Annotated in this window: 15 protein-coding genes and 1 pseudogene; 12 read left to right on the top strand and 4 right to left on the bottom strand. The window is 42.5% G+C overall.

The annotated features are described in order from the left end of the window. The coding region (locus HMPREF9007_RS12955; protein ID WP_008761589.1) for a response regulator transcription factor at positions 1 to 611 on the top strand (611 nt) is incomplete at its 5' end. 22 nt (positions 612 to 633) lie between these two features. Beyond that, positions 634 to 1,917, top strand: a complete 1,284-nt coding sequence (locus tag HMPREF9007_RS12960) for a HAMP domain-containing sensor histidine kinase (RefSeq protein WP_008761588.1) — start codon at positions 634 to 636, stop codon at positions 1,915 to 1,917. 119 nt (positions 1,918 to 2,036) lie between these two features. Here the strand turns inward: HMPREF9007_RS12960 and HMPREF9007_RS12965 are convergent, their stop codons facing one another. The 3 genes and pseudogenes from HMPREF9007_RS12965 to HMPREF9007_RS12975 form a co-directional block, all read right to left on the bottom strand. Beyond that, positions 2,037 to 2,993, bottom strand: a complete 957-nt coding sequence (locus HMPREF9007_RS12965; RefSeq protein WP_008761587.1) for an ABC transporter permease — start codon at positions 2,991 to 2,993, stop codon at positions 2,037 to 2,039. Continuing rightward, on the bottom strand, positions 2,986 to 3,729 hold the full coding sequence (locus HMPREF9007_RS12970) for an ABC transporter ATP-binding protein (RefSeq protein ID WP_008761586.1): 744 nt from the start codon (positions 3,727 to 3,729) through the stop codon (positions 2,986 to 2,988). The genes HMPREF9007_RS12965 and HMPREF9007_RS12970 overlap by 8 nt, the downstream gene beginning before the upstream one ends. 3 nt (positions 3,730 to 3,732) lie before the next feature. Then, positions 3,733 to 4,885 (bottom strand): annotated as a pseudogene (locus HMPREF9007_RS12975) (NEW3 domain-containing protein). 230 nt (positions 4,886 to 5,115) lie between these two features. Between HMPREF9007_RS12975 and HMPREF9007_RS12980 the strand changes: the two are divergent. Both HMPREF9007_RS12980 and HMPREF9007_RS12985 read left to right on the top strand, forming a co-directional pair. After that, positions 5,116 to 5,553 (top strand): PepSY-like domain-containing protein, encoded by a 438-nt coding sequence (locus tag HMPREF9007_RS12980; RefSeq protein ID WP_008761585.1) that lies wholly within the window; start codon positions 5,116 to 5,118, stop codon positions 5,551 to 5,553. Between the two features lie 23 nt (positions 5,554 to 5,576). After that, on the top strand, positions 5,577 to 6,458 hold the full coding sequence (locus HMPREF9007_RS12985) for a PepSY-like domain-containing protein (RefSeq protein WP_008761584.1): 882 nt from the start codon (positions 5,577 to 5,579) through the stop codon (positions 6,456 to 6,458). Positions 6,459 to 6,505: 47 nt separating this feature from the next. Here the strand turns inward: HMPREF9007_RS12985 and HMPREF9007_RS12990 are convergent, their stop codons facing one another. Continuing rightward, positions 6,506 to 10,960: a translocation/assembly module TamB domain-containing protein gene (locus HMPREF9007_RS12990; RefSeq protein WP_008761583.1), complete on the bottom strand. Its 4,455-nt coding sequence runs from the start codon at positions 10,958 to 10,960 to the stop codon at positions 6,506 to 6,508. A gap of 200 nt (positions 10,961 to 11,160) precedes the next feature. Here HMPREF9007_RS12990 and tsaD point away from each other — a divergent pair, with 200 nt between their 5' ends. The 8 genes from tsaD to HMPREF9007_RS13025 all read left to right on the top strand — a co-directional run bounded on the left by tsaD (position 11,161) and on the right by HMPREF9007_RS13025 (position 17,273). Beyond that, the gene (tsaD, locus tag HMPREF9007_RS12995; protein ID WP_008761582.1) at positions 11,161 to 12,180 is read left to right on the top strand and encodes a tRNA (adenosine(37)-N6)-threonylcarbamoyltransferase complex transferase subunit TsaD; all 1,020 of its coding nucleotides are present in this window, start codon (positions 11,161 to 11,163) and stop codon (positions 12,178 to 12,180) included. Positions 12,181 to 12,602: 422 nt separating this feature from the next. Further along, positions 12,603 to 13,835 (top strand): competence/damage-inducible protein A, encoded by a 1,233-nt coding sequence (locus HMPREF9007_RS13000; RefSeq protein WP_008761581.1) that lies wholly within the window; start codon positions 12,603 to 12,605, stop codon positions 13,833 to 13,835. Positions 13,836 to 13,957: 122 nt separating this feature from the next. Further along, on the top strand, positions 13,958 to 14,218 hold the full coding sequence (gene rpmB / locus HMPREF9007_RS13005) for a 50S ribosomal protein L28 (protein ID WP_008761580.1): 261 nt from the start codon (positions 13,958 to 13,960) through the stop codon (positions 14,216 to 14,218). Positions 14,219 to 14,239: 21 nt separating this feature from the next. Next, positions 14,240 to 14,428, top strand: coding sequence for a 50S ribosomal protein L33 (rpmG, locus tag HMPREF9007_RS13010; RefSeq protein WP_008761579.1), 189 nt, complete (start codon positions 14,240 to 14,242; stop codon positions 14,426 to 14,428). A gap of 14 nt (positions 14,429 to 14,442) precedes the next feature. Further along, positions 14,443 to 14,601: a DUF4295 domain-containing protein gene (locus HMPREF9007_RS26155; protein WP_008761578.1), complete on the top strand. Its 159-nt coding sequence runs from the start codon at positions 14,443 to 14,445 to the stop codon at positions 14,599 to 14,601. A gap of 140 nt (positions 14,602 to 14,741) precedes the next feature. Continuing rightward, the gene (gene ftsY, locus HMPREF9007_RS13015) at positions 14,742 to 15,701 is read left to right on the top strand and encodes a signal recognition particle-docking protein FtsY (protein WP_008761577.1); all 960 of its coding nucleotides are present in this window, start codon (positions 14,742 to 14,744) and stop codon (positions 15,699 to 15,701) included. Beyond that, the gene (gene rimO / locus HMPREF9007_RS13020) at positions 15,698 to 17,008 is read left to right on the top strand and encodes a 30S ribosomal protein S12 methylthiotransferase RimO (RefSeq protein ID WP_008761576.1); all 1,311 of its coding nucleotides are present in this window, start codon (positions 15,698 to 15,700) and stop codon (positions 17,006 to 17,008) included. Before ftsY ends, rimO begins: the two co-directional genes overlap by 4 nt. Continuing rightward, entirely contained in the window at positions 17,001 to 17,273 is a 273-nt protein-coding gene (locus HMPREF9007_RS13025) for an HU family DNA-binding protein (RefSeq protein ID WP_008761575.1), read from the top strand. The genes rimO and HMPREF9007_RS13025 overlap by 8 nt, the downstream gene beginning before the upstream one ends. Positions 17,274 to 17,287 lie beyond the last annotated feature (14 nt).

Genomic DNA, 17,287 nt, shown 5'->3' with positions numbered 1-17,287 from the left:
AACGTTATGTCGTAGAAACGGCTGGAGACTTCAACAGTGCATTATACAAAATAGAAGATTACGACTATGATTGTGTCTTACTGGATATTATGCTGCCGGACGGGAGCGGTCTTGACCTTCTCGAACGTTTGAAAGCTCTCCACAAACGGGAAAATGTGATTATTATCTCTGCCAAAGATTCGCTGGAAGACAAAGTACTGGGACTGGAATTAGGAGCTGACGATTATTTGCCGAAACCATTTCATCTGGCAGAATTAAATGCACGGATCAAAAGTGTGATCCGTCGGAATCAACATGATGGAGAAATCTATATCCGTCAGGGAAATGTAAGGATAGAACCCGACAAATACCGGGTGTTTGTCAACGAACAGGAGCTGGAACTGAACAGAAAAGAATATGATATCCTGCTTTATTTCATAAATCGTCCCGGCCGTCTGGTCAATAAAAACACACTGGCAGAATCGGTATGGGGAGACCACATCGATCAAGTGGATAACTTTGACTTCATTTATGCACAAATCAAAAATCTTCGCAAAAAATTGAAGGATGCAGAAGCAAATATTGAAATCAAAGCCGTTTACGGATTCGGCTATAAACTGATTGTAGAATAATAGAAACCAGAAAGGACCATCCATGAAACTTATATATTATATCATTCTTCGCATCACCATCGCCCTAACTCTTATCCTGACTGTCTGGGCAGTCTTTTTCTATGTTACGATGATTGACGAAGTCAACGATGAAGTGGATGATTCACTGGAAGATTATTCGGAAACAATCATTATCCGCGCATTGGCAGGAGAGGAGCTTCCTTCCCAAAATAATGGTTCCAATAATCAATATTACCTGAAAGAAATAACCAAAGAATATGCAAAGAGCCAGGAAGATATCCAATATAAAGACTCCATGGTATACATTGTAGAAAAAGAGGAAACAGAACCGGCACGTATCCTGACCACTATCTTTAAAGATGACGAAGACCGTTATTACGAATTGACCGTATCCACTCCCAGCATCGAAAAAGATGATTTGAAAAGTGCGATTCAAGTCTGGATTATTTTCCTGTATGTAGCTCTGTTACTTTGTATCATCATCATATCCGTATGGGTATTTTATCGTAATATGCGACCGCTGTATATACTACTTCATTGGTTGGACAGCTATCAGACCGGAAAGAAAAACAAACCTCTGAAAAACGATACACGGATCACGGAATTCCGCAAACTGAATGATGCGGCCACCCGTTACGTAGAGCGGACAGAACAAATGTTCGAACAGCAGAAGCAGTTCATTGGAAACGCCTCACATGAAATTCAGACACCGCTTGCCATCTGCCGCAATCGGTTGGAAATGCTGATGGAAGACGATTCTTTGTCCGAGAAACAGCTTGAAGAGTTGATGAAAACCCATCAGACACTAGAATATATCACCAAACTAAACAAATCCCTATTGCTACTATCAAAAATAGATAACGGTCAGTTCACTGACACCAAAGAGGTAGACTTAAACGTACTCCTCAGGCAATATCTGGAAGACTATAAAGAAGTCTACAGCTACAAGAACATAGAAGTAAGTATAACAGAACAGGCTAATTTCCATATAACCATGAACGAATCTCTGGCTATTGCTTTACTAACAAACCTGTTAAAGAACGCGTTTGTACATAACGTAGACGAAGGACATATCCGGATTATCATAACCAAACATAGCATCACCTTCCGAAATTCCGGAGAGAAGCAACCATTGGATGAGACTCACATCTTTGAACGTTTCTATCAAGGGCACAAGAAAGAAGGATCTACCGGATTAGGATTGGCAATAACCGATTCCATCTGTCGTCTGCAACAGCTGAACTTGCGATATTACTTCGAACAAGGAGAACATTGTTTCGAAATCTCCAGTAAGAACCAGAGATAAAACAATTAATAAAACATCTGCCATCCAGAGCAAGACAATGTGCTGGATGGCAGAATTAATAGGGTACTACCTAAGATTACACCTTATGACAGTACCTGATTTGGATTCCGCATATATGATTATCGGGATCGGATTTCCCTTCTCATAAACATAATATACGAGATTGCAAAGCAGATAACAGTCGCTGCAATCAGCCCCGTGAGCTGTGGCCAAACAACAAGCAGACTCTGTCCCAACGGCAGCGGACTCGGAATAGCCCCTTGTACCTGTTCCATCGTAAGCGGTCCGATACTTCTGACAGAAGGCATCAGCAGCGTTGTAGTAGCTTCATTAAACAATTCACTGGGTGCCAGACGCATTAATCCAAGAATAAATTTCTGATAACTGATAATCTGATAAGGAGACGCCATCTGCGACGGACTTAATCCTTTTGCCACCAAATTGACAATCATCGTATAGAATACGCTGAAAAACAGCCAAACGGCTACGGAAGCCAGCGCAGAAGTAGCAGCCTGACGGAAACGGAGTGAGAATAAGATGGCCAGGTTCAACCAAAAGGCTACATAAAAGATACTCGTTATAAGAAAGAAAACGATTCTCCAGAATTCTTCAGCCGTAGGAGGAATGCCAATGGCAATCAATCCGAATCCCATCACCAAAAAGCCCAGTACAAACAGCATAATACCTATCACGATCAAAGCAGCCACAAACTTCGCATTAATGATACAATCACGATGAATGGGCTGAGACAGCATACGGCTCAATGTCCCCTTATTCTGCTCCGAATTGACAGCATCGAATCCCAAAGCAATTCCTAATAAAGGACCTAAAAAGTTAATAAACAGTACAAAGGAGGGGAGAGTCCCATCCGAAGCTGTGAATAACTTCAAGAAGAGGAACGAACTGTCCGGATCATCCGGTTTGATAGCCGCACCGATATTAGTAAGCGCCGTGTATAGCGATCCCATACAAGTAAGCGCTATGATACCGATCAGAATAAGAAAACGCCAGCTTTTGACATGATCGGATATTTCCTTATGTACGATAACCCAAAAAGGATGATTGACTTTACTCATGTCTTTCGCCTCCTTCCTCAAAATAATGGTTATAAATATCAGACAATTCCTGTTTCTTTTCTTTCAGTTCTGCCATATCAATCAGAGCAAGTATTTTGCCGTTACTGAACAATCCCACTCTGTCGCATACTTTCTGTGCCTGGTCCAGATGGTGGGAAGAAAACAAAACCGTCAGCCCTTCCTCCTTGCTCAGCCAGCGAATCAGTTCGATAAATTCCTGAACACCCGCAGGGTCAATTCCCGAAGTCGGCTCATCCAGAATAATGATTTCGGGATTTTTAATAAGCACATCGGCCAGCCCAAGACGTTGTCTCATACCGCGGGAATACTTTCCGGTTTTCTTTTTCAGCTGATCTTCAAGCCCTACGCGCTTCATCAGCTCCAGTGCTTTTACTTTCGCCTCCTTGTCAGGGATACCATTCAGCCGTGCCGTATACATCAGATTTTCCGGACCTGTCATGTCATCATAGAATCCCACATCTTCGGGCAGATAGCCGATTTTCCTTTTCACTTCAATAGGATGAGTGGTAGAATTAATTCCACAAATCTCGACAATTCCCGATGTGGGCTCCGTTAATCCCAGCATCATCAAAATAGTAGTTGACTTTCCGGCACCGTTCGGACCCAGCAAACCGAAGATTTCTCCTTTCCGGATACTCAGGCGAATATGATCTACAGCAGTAAATTTACCGTATTGTTTGGTTAATTCGGTAAGTACGATCACTTGTTCGCCCATAATTTACCTCCTTCCATATTTACGGAACAGATAGTAGACAACACCGATAGTAGCCAGAATAATCAGAACACCTACCCATCCCCAAATCATCGGAGTCTTTACGGCAATTCTGAATTGAGCGTCCGCATTCACTTCCGGAGTTTTGGCCATCATCGTAGTTACATAATCACCCGGAAGCGCTTTCTTAGATGCTTTCAAGATGGCTACAGCAGTAGCCGTTTCTCCGGCTTTCAGCATTTCTATCTTTGACGGTTCGAAAGCTACATCCCAGTCGACCGGCTTGTTGGCAGACAGTTGGATATCTTTCAATAAGGAAGAACCTGTATTTTTAATTTCCAGTTCGATCCGTTTGGTATCACCGGCAGTCACGTCAGAACTTAATAATCCTCTCGGGGTGGTCAGTTCCATCTGATAAGAACCGGTGACAACTACTTCCAGTTCCAGTTCAGCCGAAGTATTGCCCGTAGCGGCACGTACGGGAATTTTATAACTGCCAGCTTCCACATTGGCAGGAGGAGTGATGTCTATACTTACATTCTGACTGCTGTTGGCTTCTACTTGCGCGGAAGTTGCCTGCTTATAATTAGGTTTGAAAAATAACATTCCAGCCTCTGGGTGCTTTAGCCATCAACGCATACAGCTGCTGATCGGCAGTCTGATTCTTTAGTGTGGCATTAAAGGTGAAAGTTGATTTGGAATTTCCCTGCATATTGGGCTGGTCGGTGGTAAACTCCGTCTGATAAGTACCTTGTTGTGCCACAACGACATTCAAAGGGAGTTGCGTTTCTCCGGCAGACACTACAAAATGGTAGCTGCCTCTGCTTACTTTTAAAGGAACATCTACTTTTAAATTAAAAGTCTTCTTTTCTTTAGGGAGTACGGCCAACTGACTGAGATTCCAACCACCGGATTTCATTTCATGTTTCCAGCTGCTTGATAGGCCACTGACGGAAAGATTGGCATTCACCAACTTGTCTGTGTTGTTAATCAGGTCGATGCTGTAGTCAATAGACGCCCCCGGTGAAACGGAGATTTTAGTGTAAGGTGTGTACAAAATCACGCTTTTAGGTATAGAGTCGTTAGCGTGTGTGTTACTCATGGGGAGTATTCCCAGCAAAACAGTTAATAATAAAAAACAATTTGTTCTCATAGTCATACGAAAGTTCTTATGGTTGATTTTAATATGAATATTGTCAAATTTGTGCCTGCAAAAATAAGCGATGAATTTATTAGTTGCTGTTAAAAGAAACAAAAGAATACAATAAGAAAGATTTCCTTTGTTTTTTCGGATTTTGCCCAAAATTCCCAAATCTTTTCAGATTCTCCTCTCATCTTTGCATTATAAATTAAATGATAACAGTAAAACCAATTAAAAAAACAATGATTATGAAAAAGTTAGTATTCTTATTAGTATGCTTGTTCACTTTACAGACAGTAGCACGTGCAGATGACGATAAACCTATCCAGGTGACTCAAATGCCACAATTAGCACAACAGTTTATCAAACAGCATTTCTCTGACAGCAAAGTGGCACTGGCAAAAATGGAAAGTGACTTCCTTTACAAAAGCTATGAAGTGATTTTTACGAATGGTAACAAAGTGGAATTTGACAAGAAGGGAAACTGGGAGGAAGTAGATTACAAGCACACCTCCGTACCTGTTGCCATTATTCCTGCCGCCATCCAGAAATATGTAACAACTAATTATCCGGATGCAAAAGTGCTGAAGATAGAACGTGATAAAAAAGATTACGAAGTAAAACTATCCAACCGTACAGAACTGAAATTTGACCTGAAGTTTAATCTGATTGATATTGATAATTAACTTTCTTAAAATCTATGACAACAATGAAACTCAAAATTTATACACTACTGATAGCATTCTGTGCAGCATGGAGCCTGCACAGCTGCGATAACGATGACGATGAATCAATCGCTGTTCCTACCGCATTGCAAGAAGCATTCTCGACCAAGTATCCTAACGTCAAGAACGTAAAGTGGGAAACAAAGGCAGGATATTATGTAGCGGACTTCTATGATGGATATGAGGCATCCGCATGGTTCACAACGGATGGCAACTGGCATATGACTGAAACGGATATCCCGTACACCGCATTGCCCGATCCGGTAAAGAGTGCATTCGAAGCAAGTGACTATAAGACATGGAGAAGAGACGATGTGGATAAACTTGAGCGGCAAGGCATCGAAACAGTCTACGTTATTGAGGTGGAAAACCAGAATCAGGAAGTCGATCTGTATTATTCTGTTGATGGAGTGCTGATTAAAAGCATTGCAGACACAGACGCTCATGAAAACGAGCACCTTCCGACCACTCAACTGCCCGCTGCCATGAAGACTTTCATTGATGGGAAATATGCAGGAGCAAGAATCGTGGAAGTAGACGTGGAAGATGACAAAAACGACTGGGATTTTGGATTTACGGAAGTAGATATCATCCATTTCGACAGTGGCCTGAACCGCAACGTTTCCAAAGAAGTCCTGTTTGATAAAGGCGGAGAGTGGTATTCTACCTCATGGGAGGTACGGAGAAACGAACTGCCTGCCGCAGTGACCAATACCATCAGCGTTGAGTATGCAGGGTATCAGATGGATGATGCCGAATACTTTGAGATGGCAACGGGAACATCCTATTATCAAATTGAAATGGAAGGAAATAATTCTCTGGATATAAAAATTAAAGTAACCACAGACGGTACGATTCTCAAATAAAATAAAATAGTGACACTATACCATAACCGATAGTGTCACTATTTTTTTTATTCCTGCGTCCGCTTTCTCTTTAGTTCCGACTTAGCTTTATCATCGGCAATGCTGTCTGTTTGCTGCTGTTGCACCTTTTCGGCTTCTTCACGTTTCCGCTTGCTGCGCAGTTTCCATTTATTCCAGAAGAAAAGGTCACTCCATTTATTGAAATCCTTCTTATACATGATACCGACTCCCTGCGTAGTAAGGTTTGTCTTTGTGTAGTAACGGTCATTTGTTTCATTATAAGCCTTCAGACGAATATCTCCCGAACGGTTGATCAGCCATTCAGCTTCGAAGTCGCCTATAAAGTTGGTATTCGCCATCGGATTGTCCCGATAGCCGAAATTACCATTAACCAACAGGCGGTTGTTCAGCAACTGACCGGACAGGATACCTTCTACTTCCATATCCGTCCATCCCTTATCACCCGTGCTCAGATTGGTACCGATATTCCAGTTATTAGTCTCAAAAACCTGAGACAAGGCATTATTCAACTGACCGGATAGGGTAGAAGAGAGTACTGATGACATCACGTTCGAGTTCTGATTGTTCCGTGCAGCATCTTCCGTATAGAACTTACCGATACCCAGCAGATAAAGAATCTGCATATTCATCTGCTCTTCCGTACTGATATAATTGCGCACCAACGTCTGAATTTCATCTCTTTCATTCGGAAGCTCGATACCCAGCTTAATGGTCGGCCGCAGTAAAATCCCGCTCAGATTCATGATACAGTTTACCCGTACATTAGTCTGTTGGGCAATGGAGGAAACATCCGGATTCAAGTCGTTCAATGAAGCGGAATTTACCGTGTATGAAGCCTGAATATCCATATTCGCATCCAAAGGAGCACCGTTGAAAGTAATCGTACTTCCATCTTTGATGATAAAATCTTTGCGAATCACTTCCTGCAAACTGAACTTATATATTCCCTGACTGATCCGGTAATTACCGAACATCTTCACATCCCCTTTATTATAAAACTCCGTGCGTATGTTTCCTGTTCCCTTCGCACTGATGTAGTCTCCGGCTATAGGGTCCATAATAATTTTCATGGTGGCATCGGGTGTAGCATCTACTAGAATATTCAAACGAATATCTGTCTGATGCTCTTCTTCGTCCGCCTGACGCTTCTGTTGCATCTGCTCAAAATAGGAATTTACCCGAATGGAATCCTGAATGTTTCGACGGGGCGTTTTATCTACAAACTTTATAAACTGGGTGCTGGCAGCCGACGCCACATTTCCGTTGATATAGGTGAATACCGTATTCCGGTTGGTCGTCATGGCGAGATTTACGTCCAGTCCCTGTATCGCATTCCCTGCAAGCAACGCATTTCCCGTAGCATATACCGTTCCAAAGAATGGCATATCCGTCGATTCCTTCGTATTCATCAAGAGCATATTATTAGCCTGTATCTCAAAACGGTAATTTATATTCTTGAAATGCTGGAAACGCAGATACCCGTTCAAGGTTCCCGAATGCCCTTCCATATCGGCAATATGCATATTATTGAATTTCAATCCGGTAGGAGCCAAATGAATCGTATCTCTAACGGCAAAGTGGGTATTCAGAATATCAAACTTCATGGAAGCATCCGTCATAACAGCCCCATCCAGATTCAATCCCTTGAACTTTCCGTAAAAATGTACTTTTCCTGTTCCCCGTCCTTTTATATCCTGTGCTATTGATTTCATATAAAATTCGAGGAACTTCAAGTTCAGTTCATGGGCATCGATATTCAGATCGAGTCCGCTTTCCGGTTTCAACGGGTAGATCATACCGATGACTCGCGATGGTGACGGTGATATATCCTGAATGGAAGCATCCAGATAGATTCCTCTTTTCTCATTATCCCAGGCGCCATATACGTTCAAATCACCTAAACGGCCCTGATTGAGCGAGAAGTTCTTGACGAAGAGGCGGGTATTCATCACAGGTTTCTTGAACACGCTGCTGGCATATGCTGTTCCCGTAGCATCTCCTTCAAAGTTTACGTCATCGGATATGTTTGCGATATCAAATACGTATCCCATATTGATGTCTTTCAGGTCCACTTTTACGGTATCTGCCGGATTGTCGGAAAGCCGCCCATTGATACGCACATAACGGTCATGATGGCTGAAATAGAAATTATTCACATCCACCTTGCCCGAGTCCACCACTACCTGCGAAGGATGTATCTGCCAAAGTGTATCATTCAAGATAACGTCTGTCTGTTTCACATCCACCATCGCTTTCAGCAAAGGCTTTTCACCTGCTGTACGCAGGAATTGTGCAACAGCCGCCAACTTTCCGCTATAAGTTGCTATGGCATTATTTCCCCAGTTCAGAGTCGTGCTGACTTTATCTTCTTTGGCCTGTGCTTCCAGAGAAAGATTCACGGCTCCATTCTTTTTCAGACTGGTCAGCCGCACCTTCGCACTGATATGGTCCGAAGGATTCTCGCACAGGATCATACCCGACTCGATAAAGTTGTTCTTGTATTGCAGACGGGGGAAGTATCCTTCCACACGTAGCCGCTGCAAGGCATCATTAAAATACCCTTTCAACGTAGAATGTGTATATACAGTCAACGGAACATCAAATATCGTAGATAAAATGTCCGTATTATATATATGTACATCAAACGCAAAATTATTGTTCGTCTCTATCGGTTTCTTCGGAGGCAATATCAAAGACGGCACATACCGACGCATGATATTGAAAATACTTGCCGGTAAAGTATGGTACTGGAATTTTCCCGCTATGTTTGCCGTCAGAAATTCAGAAGTCAGTTTAAGCTGATTTTCATTATCCTGCCGGGTAGCCCGTACATTCATGTTCTTCATGAAATATTCCTTGTCCGGTGCCCTGAACTCCAGACTGTCCACATTGATTTCTCCAATCATCTCGTCAATGGAACCTCCGGTAAAATTAGCTTTTACCTTCAGAGAGAACTCCGCATCCTGGTAGTCAGGTGTAAGATTTAAATCATTAGGACGGAACTTGTCGACAACGGCAAGGAAATTGAAAGTAGGAACCTTGGATGTCACATTTACATCTCCGTTCAGATAAATAGACCCATTCGGATCATCCAGCGCTATCTTTCCGTTAAATCCGCCTTGCTTGTATTCGCCGTCCAGCGTAATATTCTCATATTTATATCTGCTATATTCCACAGATGCGATCAATCCCTTCAACTCTACAGCAGGAAGCTGTTTTTCGATATGCCGTCCATGTACATCAAGATTAAAGGTGATTTCCCCAAATTTCTCATTATTCAATAACTTGCCCAGTTCAAACTCTTCTGTTTTGACAGCACCGGAATAAGCAAACAGCCCCTTAGCCTTATCGGAACTTAACTTTAAGTCGGTTTTTACATTACCAAGCCCGGTACGAAGCTGTCCGTAAGTAACCAGATCGGTGAAGTATCCGGAAATCTCTCCACGGAAATCAATATCCCCCAAACGTTCCAGAAGGGGAGGTACACCATTGTAATTGCTGCTCAGATTACGCACCAAAAAACCGACACCACGATTGTTGGCGGAAAGTTCGGAAAGCTTCCCGTACACATACGCATCCTGCGGACTCGATAGTTCCTGAAGCGATACATCCCCCGATAGCCGGAACTGGCGGTCGTCGGCCGTAATCTCCAGATGAGAGCAGGTAAGCTGGTCGACCGTTCCTTTTACCTGCATATCCAGCGTTATCGGTTCCTTGAAATGCGCCAATACAGGTACAAAAGGGGAAATATCTTTCAGAGTAATCTGCGAGGGTAACGTACGGAAAGAAAAGTGGACCTTCTCCGAGAACTGATCAAAAGCCTTCAGACTGTCATACACCAAATGAATAGTATCCATCTTCAGTGAAGTTTCGGGCAACTCAATGGCAAAATTCTCTATATTAGTCCGTTTATCATTGGCAACCAATTTCAGACTCATCTTCTTTAAAGAGAATCCGGAAGCCTTTTCATCGAAGCTCAGACGCTTGATACCAAGATTCAAAGAATCCCTGCTCATCGCCTTCAATGAAATATTGGCTATAATATTCTGAAGCTGGACATGCTTGGCATTAAACTTTCCGGGAGTCTTTTCCTCTGACAATACATGATAAGCCATCCTTCCCCGACGAATCAAAACGGAATTGATACGCAAATCCAGCGAACTTTCCTTTTTTACAGTGTCCTTGGAAGCAAAAGCATCCAATACGAACTTAAAATTCGGAGGAGAGTCGGGAGTCTCTTTATTCAGATTGATGGTAAAGCCGAATAACTGGACACTGCTAATGGAAATCTTTCCCTTAAAGAAAGGAAGGATATCAAACTTAGCCGATAAGCGGGTTACTTTGAGCATTTCCTTGCCGCTCTGGTCGTCAAGCAGCACATCATCAATGATAATACGGTTTAATAGACCGATATTAATTTTGCCGATAGTCAGGCGTGTATTCAGCACCTCGGACAATTCCTTGGCGATAAACACACTCATTGCTCGCTGAACATTTGGAATATTCAGCAAAACAATAGTTCCGATATATACTCCCAGTACAATACCAACTACCCAGCGTACAGTCTTTTTCAGCGTTCTGATAAGCGATAACTTTTATTTAGCGAACAAAAATATAAAATAGTTCGTTATGAATCGTAGTTTTATCATTACTTTTGCACCGTTTAATAGTTTAAAAACATATGAGTGCAATAATATTAGGAATTGAATCCTCCTGTGATGATACGTCGGCAGCCGTAATCAAGGATGGTTATCTGCTGTCAAATGTGGTATCAAGTCAAGCCGTACATGAAGCATACGGCGGAGTAGTACCCGAATTAGCTTCACGGGCACATCAACAAAATATCGTTCCTGTGGTACACGAAGCACTGAAACGGGCAGGGGTTACCAAAGAAGAACTGAGCGCGGTAGCTTTCACACGTGGACCGGGATTGATGGGATCTTTACTTGTAGGCGTCTCTTTCGCCAAAGGATTCGCACGTTCACTCGGTATTCCTTTGATAGATGTTAATCATCTGACAGGGCATGTCTTAGCTCATTTTATTAAAGCAGAAGGAGAAGATAATATCCAACCGAAATTCCCGTTCCTTTGCCTGTTGGTATCCGGAGGAAACTCACAGATTATATTGGTAAAAGCCTATAATGATATGGAAATTCTCGGTCAGACGATTGATGACGCTGCCGGAGAAGCAATCGATAAATGTTCTAAAGTGATGGGTCTCGGATATCCGGGCGGACCGATCATTGACAAACTGGCACGTCAAGGCAATCCGAAAGCGTTTACTTTCAGCAAACCGCATATTCCGGGGCTGGACTACAGCTTCAGCGGACTGAAAACTTCTTTCCTATATTCCTTGCGTGACTGGATGAAAGACGATCCCGATTTCATCGAGCATCATAAAGTGGATTTGGCCGCCTCTCTGGAAGCAACTGTTGTAGACATTCTGATGGACAAACTGCGGAAAGCTGCCAAAGAATATAAAATAAAAGAAGTAGCCGTAGCCGGAGGAGTCTCTGCCAATAACGGATTGCGTAACTCTTTCCGAGAACACGCTGAAAAGTATGGCTGGAATATCTTTATTCCAAAATTCAGCTACACGACCGACAATGCAGCCATGATTGCCATTACCGGATACTTCAAGTATCTGGATAAAGACTTCTGCTCCATCGATCTTCCGGCTTATTCCCGTGTTACATTATAAAACAGTTTTTTACCGCCATCGTTACTTTATTTAATAACTAATTGAAGTATAACAAATTAAACAGTGACATTTAAAGTGACGGCAACAACAATAGTGACGGCAAACGCCGAAAAAATGTCACCGCCCCAATAGGCGGCGACATAAAGAAGCCTTGCTGAAAACAAAATGCACCTATATATAATAGGGAGACAAAGGAGGATTAATGATATAAGAAGCCTTCATTAAGAATCTTTGTTTATAGCACTCCTTCGTTCCACGTGCGTGAACCGTCCGGTTCACATACATGATCCATTCAGCTCACGCACATGAACCGAATGGATCACGTATGTGGAACGAAAAAATGAAGTAAACCAATGACTTAACATAGTGTATATACCTTATTAATATAGGTAGCATATTCTATTAACTAATGCAGGAAAAAAATGTTTGCTGAGATTATTACCATTGGCGACGAACTGCTGATAGGGCAGGTAGTCGATACAAATTCTGCCTGGATGGGGCAGGAATTAAATAAGATAGGTATCGAAGTTCTACGCATTGTTTCGATCCGTGATCGGGAAGAAGAGATCATGGAAGCAGTAGATAACGCGATGAAAAGGGTGAATATTGTTCTGGTAACCGGAGGACTCGGCCCCACAAAAGACGATATCACCAAACAAACTCTCTGCAAATACTTCCATACCGAACTGATATTCAGCGAAGAAGTATTTGAGAACGTGAAGCGGGTGCTTGCCGGAAAAATACCGATGAATGCGCTGAATAAGAGTCAGGCAATGGTTCCCAAAGATTGCACAGTCATCAACAATCCGGTAGGAAGCGCTTCTGTCAGCTGGTTTGAGAAAGACAATAAAGTGCTCGTATCCATGCCGGGCGTTCCACAGGAAATGACTGCCGTCATGGCTGAGTCCGTACTGCCCAAGCTACGTGAAAAGTTTCAGACGGATGTAATCATGCACCGGACCTTTCTGGTACAACATTACCCCGAATCCATACTTGCTGAAAAGCTGGAACCGTGGGAGACAGCCTTGCCGGAAAGCATCAAATTGGCATATCTGCCCAAACTTGGAATCATCCACCTGCGGCTGACCGGACGGGGACAGAACAAGATAGAAGTAGAAAGCGCACTAAACGGCGAGCAGGCTAAGCTGGAAGCGATACTGGGCGATGATATTTTCAGCGAAGAAGATATCCCACTGGAGGTAATCGTAGGCGAACTGCTGAAAAAGAAGAATTTAACCGTTTCCACCGCAGAAAGTTGCACCGGAGGAAGCATTGCGGCACGTCTGACGTCCATTGCCGGAAGTTCGGAATACTTTAACGGAGGAATAGTGGCATATTCTAACGAAGTAAAGATGAATCTGCTCCATGTTTCGCTGGAAACATTGGAAGCGTATGGCGCTGTCAGTGAACAGACTGTGATCGAGATGGTAAAAGGAGCGATGAAAGCGCTGAAAACCGACTGCGCTGTCGCAACTTCGGGAATTGCCGGTCCCGGGGGCGGAACACCGGAGAAGCCGGTAGGCACTGTCTGGATCGCTGCTGGTTATAAAAATGAAATTCGCACTTACAGGCAGGAAACGAACCGCGGAAGAGCCATGAATATTGAAAGAGCGGGCAATAATGCGCTATTAATTCTTCGTGATTTGCTCAAATAAGGAAAAATTGGTGCCTGGAAGTGAATTATTTTAAGATATTCTTGTTTTTTACGGATAAAAGTGCTTACTTTGCGTCCTGTTTGAAATAAGTATAGATATAAAACTATAAAAATAAGATAGAAATGTCGAAGATTTGTCAAATTACCGGAAAGAAAGCCATGATTGGCAACAATGTTTCACACTCAAAGAGAAGAACAAAAAGAAACTTTGATTTGAACTTGTTTAACAAAAAGTTCTATTATGTAGAACAAGACTGTTGGATCAGCCTTAGCCTTTGTGCTAACGGTCTGCGTATCATCAACAAAAAAGGACTGGACGCTGCACTGAACGATGCAGTAGCTAAAGGTTTCTGTGATTGGAAAAGCATTAAAGTAATCGGCTAAACGTAGAGGAGAAAACTTACAATGGCAAAGAAAGCAAAAGGTAACAGAGTACAGGTGATTCTGGAATGTACAGAACACAAAGAGAGTGGAATGCCGGGAACATCTCGCTATATCACAACTAAGAACAGAAAGAATACAACTGAAAGACTTGAGTTGAAGAAATACAACCCGATTCTGAAGAGAGTAACAGTACATAAGGAAATTAAATAATAATAGTATAACCCATGGCAAAGAAAACAGTAGCAAGTTTGCACGAAGGTTCTAAAGAAGGTCGTGCTTATACCAAGGTTATCAAAATGGTGAAATCTCCGAAAACTGGAGCTTACGTTTTTGATGAACAAATGGTTGCAAACGAAAAAGTACAAGACTTTTTCAAAAAATAATCAGAATAGCATAAAACGCTATAAACACAAAATCCCCTCATTGGCAAACAGTGAGGGGATTTTTTATTGCTTCTTTTTTTACTTTTCCAATCCTTTGTTATATCTTTGTAGCATAATGTATTATACAAATAACTGTTGATATGGGATTTTTTAGTTTTTTTTCAAAGGAAAAGAAGGAAACTTTAGATAAAGGATTATCTAAAACCAAAGAGAGCGTATTCAGTAAAATCGCTCGTGCCGTGGCTGGTAAGTCGAAAGTAGACGACGAAGTATTGGATAATCTGGAAGAAGTTTTGATCACATCTGACGTGGGGGTAGAGACAACTTTGAATATTATCAAACGCATCGAAAAACGTGCAGCTGCAGACAAATATGTGAATACTCAGGAGTTGAATCACATACTGCGTGATGAAATTGCAGCCCTTTTGACCGAGAATAATTCGGATGACGTAGCAGACTTTGATGTACCTATCGAGAAAAAGCCTTATGTAATGATGGTAGTGGGAGTAAACGGGGTAGGTAAAACAACAACAATCGGGAAATTAGCTTATCAATTCAAGAAAGCGGGCAAATCTGTTTATCTGGGTGCCGCCGATACATTCCGCGCAGCTGCCGTAGAGCAGTTGATGATCTGGGGTGAACGCGTAGGTGTACCTGTTGTCAAACAAAAAATGGGTACGGACCCTGCATCTGTCGCTTTCGATACACTGAGTTCTGCTGTTGCCAACAATGCGGATGTAGTGATTATCGATACGGCCGGCCGCTTGCACAATAAAGTAGGCTTGATGAATGAGCTTACCAAGATAAAGAACGTCATGAAGAAGGTAGTACCCAATGCACCGGATGAAGTGCTGCTGGTATTGGATGGTTCTACCGGACAGAATGCTTTCGAACAGGCCAAGCAGTTTACATTGGCTACGGAAGTGACCGCAATGGCTATCACCAAGTTGGACGGAACCGCCAAAGGCGGAGTAGTGATCGGCATCTCCGATCAGTTCAAGATTCCTGTAAAATACATTGGATTGGGTGAAGGCATGGAAGATTTGCAAGTCTTCCGCAAAAACGAATTTGTTGATTCCCTGTTTGGAGAGAATGCATGAAAAGAAAGAGAATAGATATTATAACTTTAGGTTGTTCTAAAAATTTAGTAGACTCGGAGCAGTTGATGCGTCAGCTGGAAGAAGCAGGATACAGCGTAACTCATGATACAGAAAACCCGGAAGGGGAGATAGCGGTAATCAATACCTGCGGTTTCATCGGTGACGCGAAAGAAGAGTCTATCAATATGATTCTGGAATTTGCAGAAAGAAAAGAAGAAGGAGACCTGAAGAAACTGTTTGTAATGGGCTGTCTTTCTGAGCGTTATTTGCAAGAACTGGCCATTGAAATACCACAGGTAGACAAGTTCTACGGTAAATTCAACTGGAAAGAACTCTTGCAGGACTTGGGAAAAACGTACCATGAGGAATTGTATATTGAGCGTACTTTGACCACTCCCAAGCATTATGCTTATCTGAAGATTTCAGAAGGATGTGACCGCAAGTGCTCTTATTGTGCTATTCCCATTATTACAGGACGCCATATATCCAAGCCGATGGAAGAAATAGTGGATGAAGTCCGGTATCTGGTATCGCAAGGGGTAAAAGAGTTCCAGGTGATTGCTCAGGAATTGACGTATTACGGAGTCGATCTGTATAAAAAGCAAATGCTGCCTGAATTGATCGAACGTATCTCGGAAATTCCGGGTGTAGAGTGGATTCGTCTGCATTATGCGTATCCGGCACATTTTCCAACGGATTTATTTCGTGTGATGCGGGAACGCGATAATGTCTGCAAATATATGGATATTGCCTTGCAGCATATCAGTGACAATATGTTGAAACTGATGCGTCGGCAGGTAAGCAAAGAAGATACGTACAAGCTGATCGAACAGTTCCGTAAAGAAGTACCGGGCATCCATCTGCGCACTACGCTGATGGTAGGACATCCTGGAGAAACGGAAGAAGACTTTGAAGAATTGAAAGAATTTGTACGCAAGGCGCGTTTCGACAGGATGGGAGCTTTCGCTTATTCTGAAGAAGAGGGAACTTATGCTGCCCAACAATATGAAGACTCTATACCACAGGAGATTAAACAAGCCCGACTGGACGAACTAATGGACATCCAGCAAGGCATTTCAGCAGAATTGAGCGCTGCAAAAATTGGTCAGCAGATGAAAGTCATCATCGACCGGATCGAGGGAGATTATTATATCGGACGTACGGAATTTGATTCACCGGAGGTAGACCCGGAAGTATTGATCAGTGTTTCCGGAGAAGAACTTGAAATCGGACAATTCTATCAGGTAGAAGTAACCGATGCGGACGATTTTGATTTATATGCAAAGATATTAAACAAGTATGAATAATAAGGAATTTACATCGGAACTGGCAGACAGACTGGGATATACTATCAAAGACACTTCTGAACTGATAAGTTCTTTATTGTCTGACATGACACAGGAACTGGAAGACGGGAATGCGATTGCAATACAGGGCTTCGGTTCTTTTGAAGTGAAGAAAAAAGCGGAGCGCATTTCGATCAATCCGTCCACGAAGCAGCGTATGCTGGTTCCTCCTAAATTGGTATTGACGTACAGACCCAGCAATACACTGAAAGACAAGTTTAAATAATATATATTTCCCAT

Origin of the sequence: Bacteroides sp. 1_1_14 (assembly GCF_000162515.1) — a bacterium.
GTDB classification, from domain to species: Bacteria; Bacteroidota; Bacteroidia; order Bacteroidales; family Bacteroidaceae; genus Bacteroides; species Bacteroides thetaiotaomicron.
Note: the sequence above shows the minus strand (reverse complement) of the source record. Positions and strands in the feature narration are given on the sequence as shown.

What these genes read in the sequence shown, in the direction of transcription:
- ftsY (WP_008761577.1), top strand. Translation starts at nt 14,742, where the DNA reads ATGGGATTTTTTAGTTTTTTTTCAAAGGAAAAGAAGGAAACTTTAGAT.
- HMPREF9007_RS13025 (WP_008761575.1), top strand. Translation starts at nt 17,001, where the DNA reads ATGAATAATAAGGAATTTACATCGGAACTGGCAGACAGACTGGGATAT.
- HMPREF9007_RS12990 (WP_008761583.1), bottom strand. Translation starts at nt 10,960, where the DNA reads ATGAGTGTGTTTATCGCCAAGGAATTGTCCGAGGTGCTGAATACACGC.
- HMPREF9007_RS12960 (WP_008761588.1), top strand. Translation starts at nt 634, where the DNA reads ATGAAACTTATATATTATATCATTCTTCGCATCACCATCGCCCTAACT.
- HMPREF9007_RS12980 (WP_008761585.1), top strand. Translation starts at nt 5,116, where the DNA reads ATGAAAAAGTTAGTATTCTTATTAGTATGCTTGTTCACTTTACAGACA.
- HMPREF9007_RS13000 (WP_008761581.1), top strand. Translation starts at nt 12,603, where the DNA reads ATGTTTGCTGAGATTATTACCATTGGCGACGAACTGCTGATAGGGCAG.
- rimO (WP_008761576.1), top strand. Translation starts at nt 15,698, where the DNA reads ATGAAAAGAAAGAGAATAGATATTATAACTTTAGGTTGTTCTAAAAAT.
- HMPREF9007_RS12965 (WP_008761587.1), bottom strand. Translation starts at nt 2,993, where the DNA reads ATGAGTAAAGTCAATCATCCTTTTTGGGTTATCGTACATAAGGAAATA.
- HMPREF9007_RS12985 (WP_008761584.1), top strand. Translation starts at nt 5,577, where the DNA reads ATGAAACTCAAAATTTATACACTACTGATAGCATTCTGTGCAGCATGG.
- rpmG (WP_008761579.1), top strand. Translation starts at nt 14,240, where the DNA reads ATGGCAAAGAAAGCAAAAGGTAACAGAGTACAGGTGATTCTGGAATGT.
- tsaD (WP_008761582.1), top strand. Translation starts at nt 11,161, where the DNA reads ATGAGTGCAATAATATTAGGAATTGAATCCTCCTGTGATGATACGTCG.
- rpmB (WP_008761580.1), top strand. Translation starts at nt 13,958, where the DNA reads ATGTCGAAGATTTGTCAAATTACCGGAAAGAAAGCCATGATTGGCAAC.
- HMPREF9007_RS26155 (WP_008761578.1), top strand. Translation starts at nt 14,443, where the DNA reads ATGGCAAAGAAAACAGTAGCAAGTTTGCACGAAGGTTCTAAAGAAGGT.
- HMPREF9007_RS12970 (WP_008761586.1), bottom strand. Translation starts at nt 3,729, where the DNA reads ATGGGCGAACAAGTGATCGTACTTACCGAATTAACCAAACAATACGGT.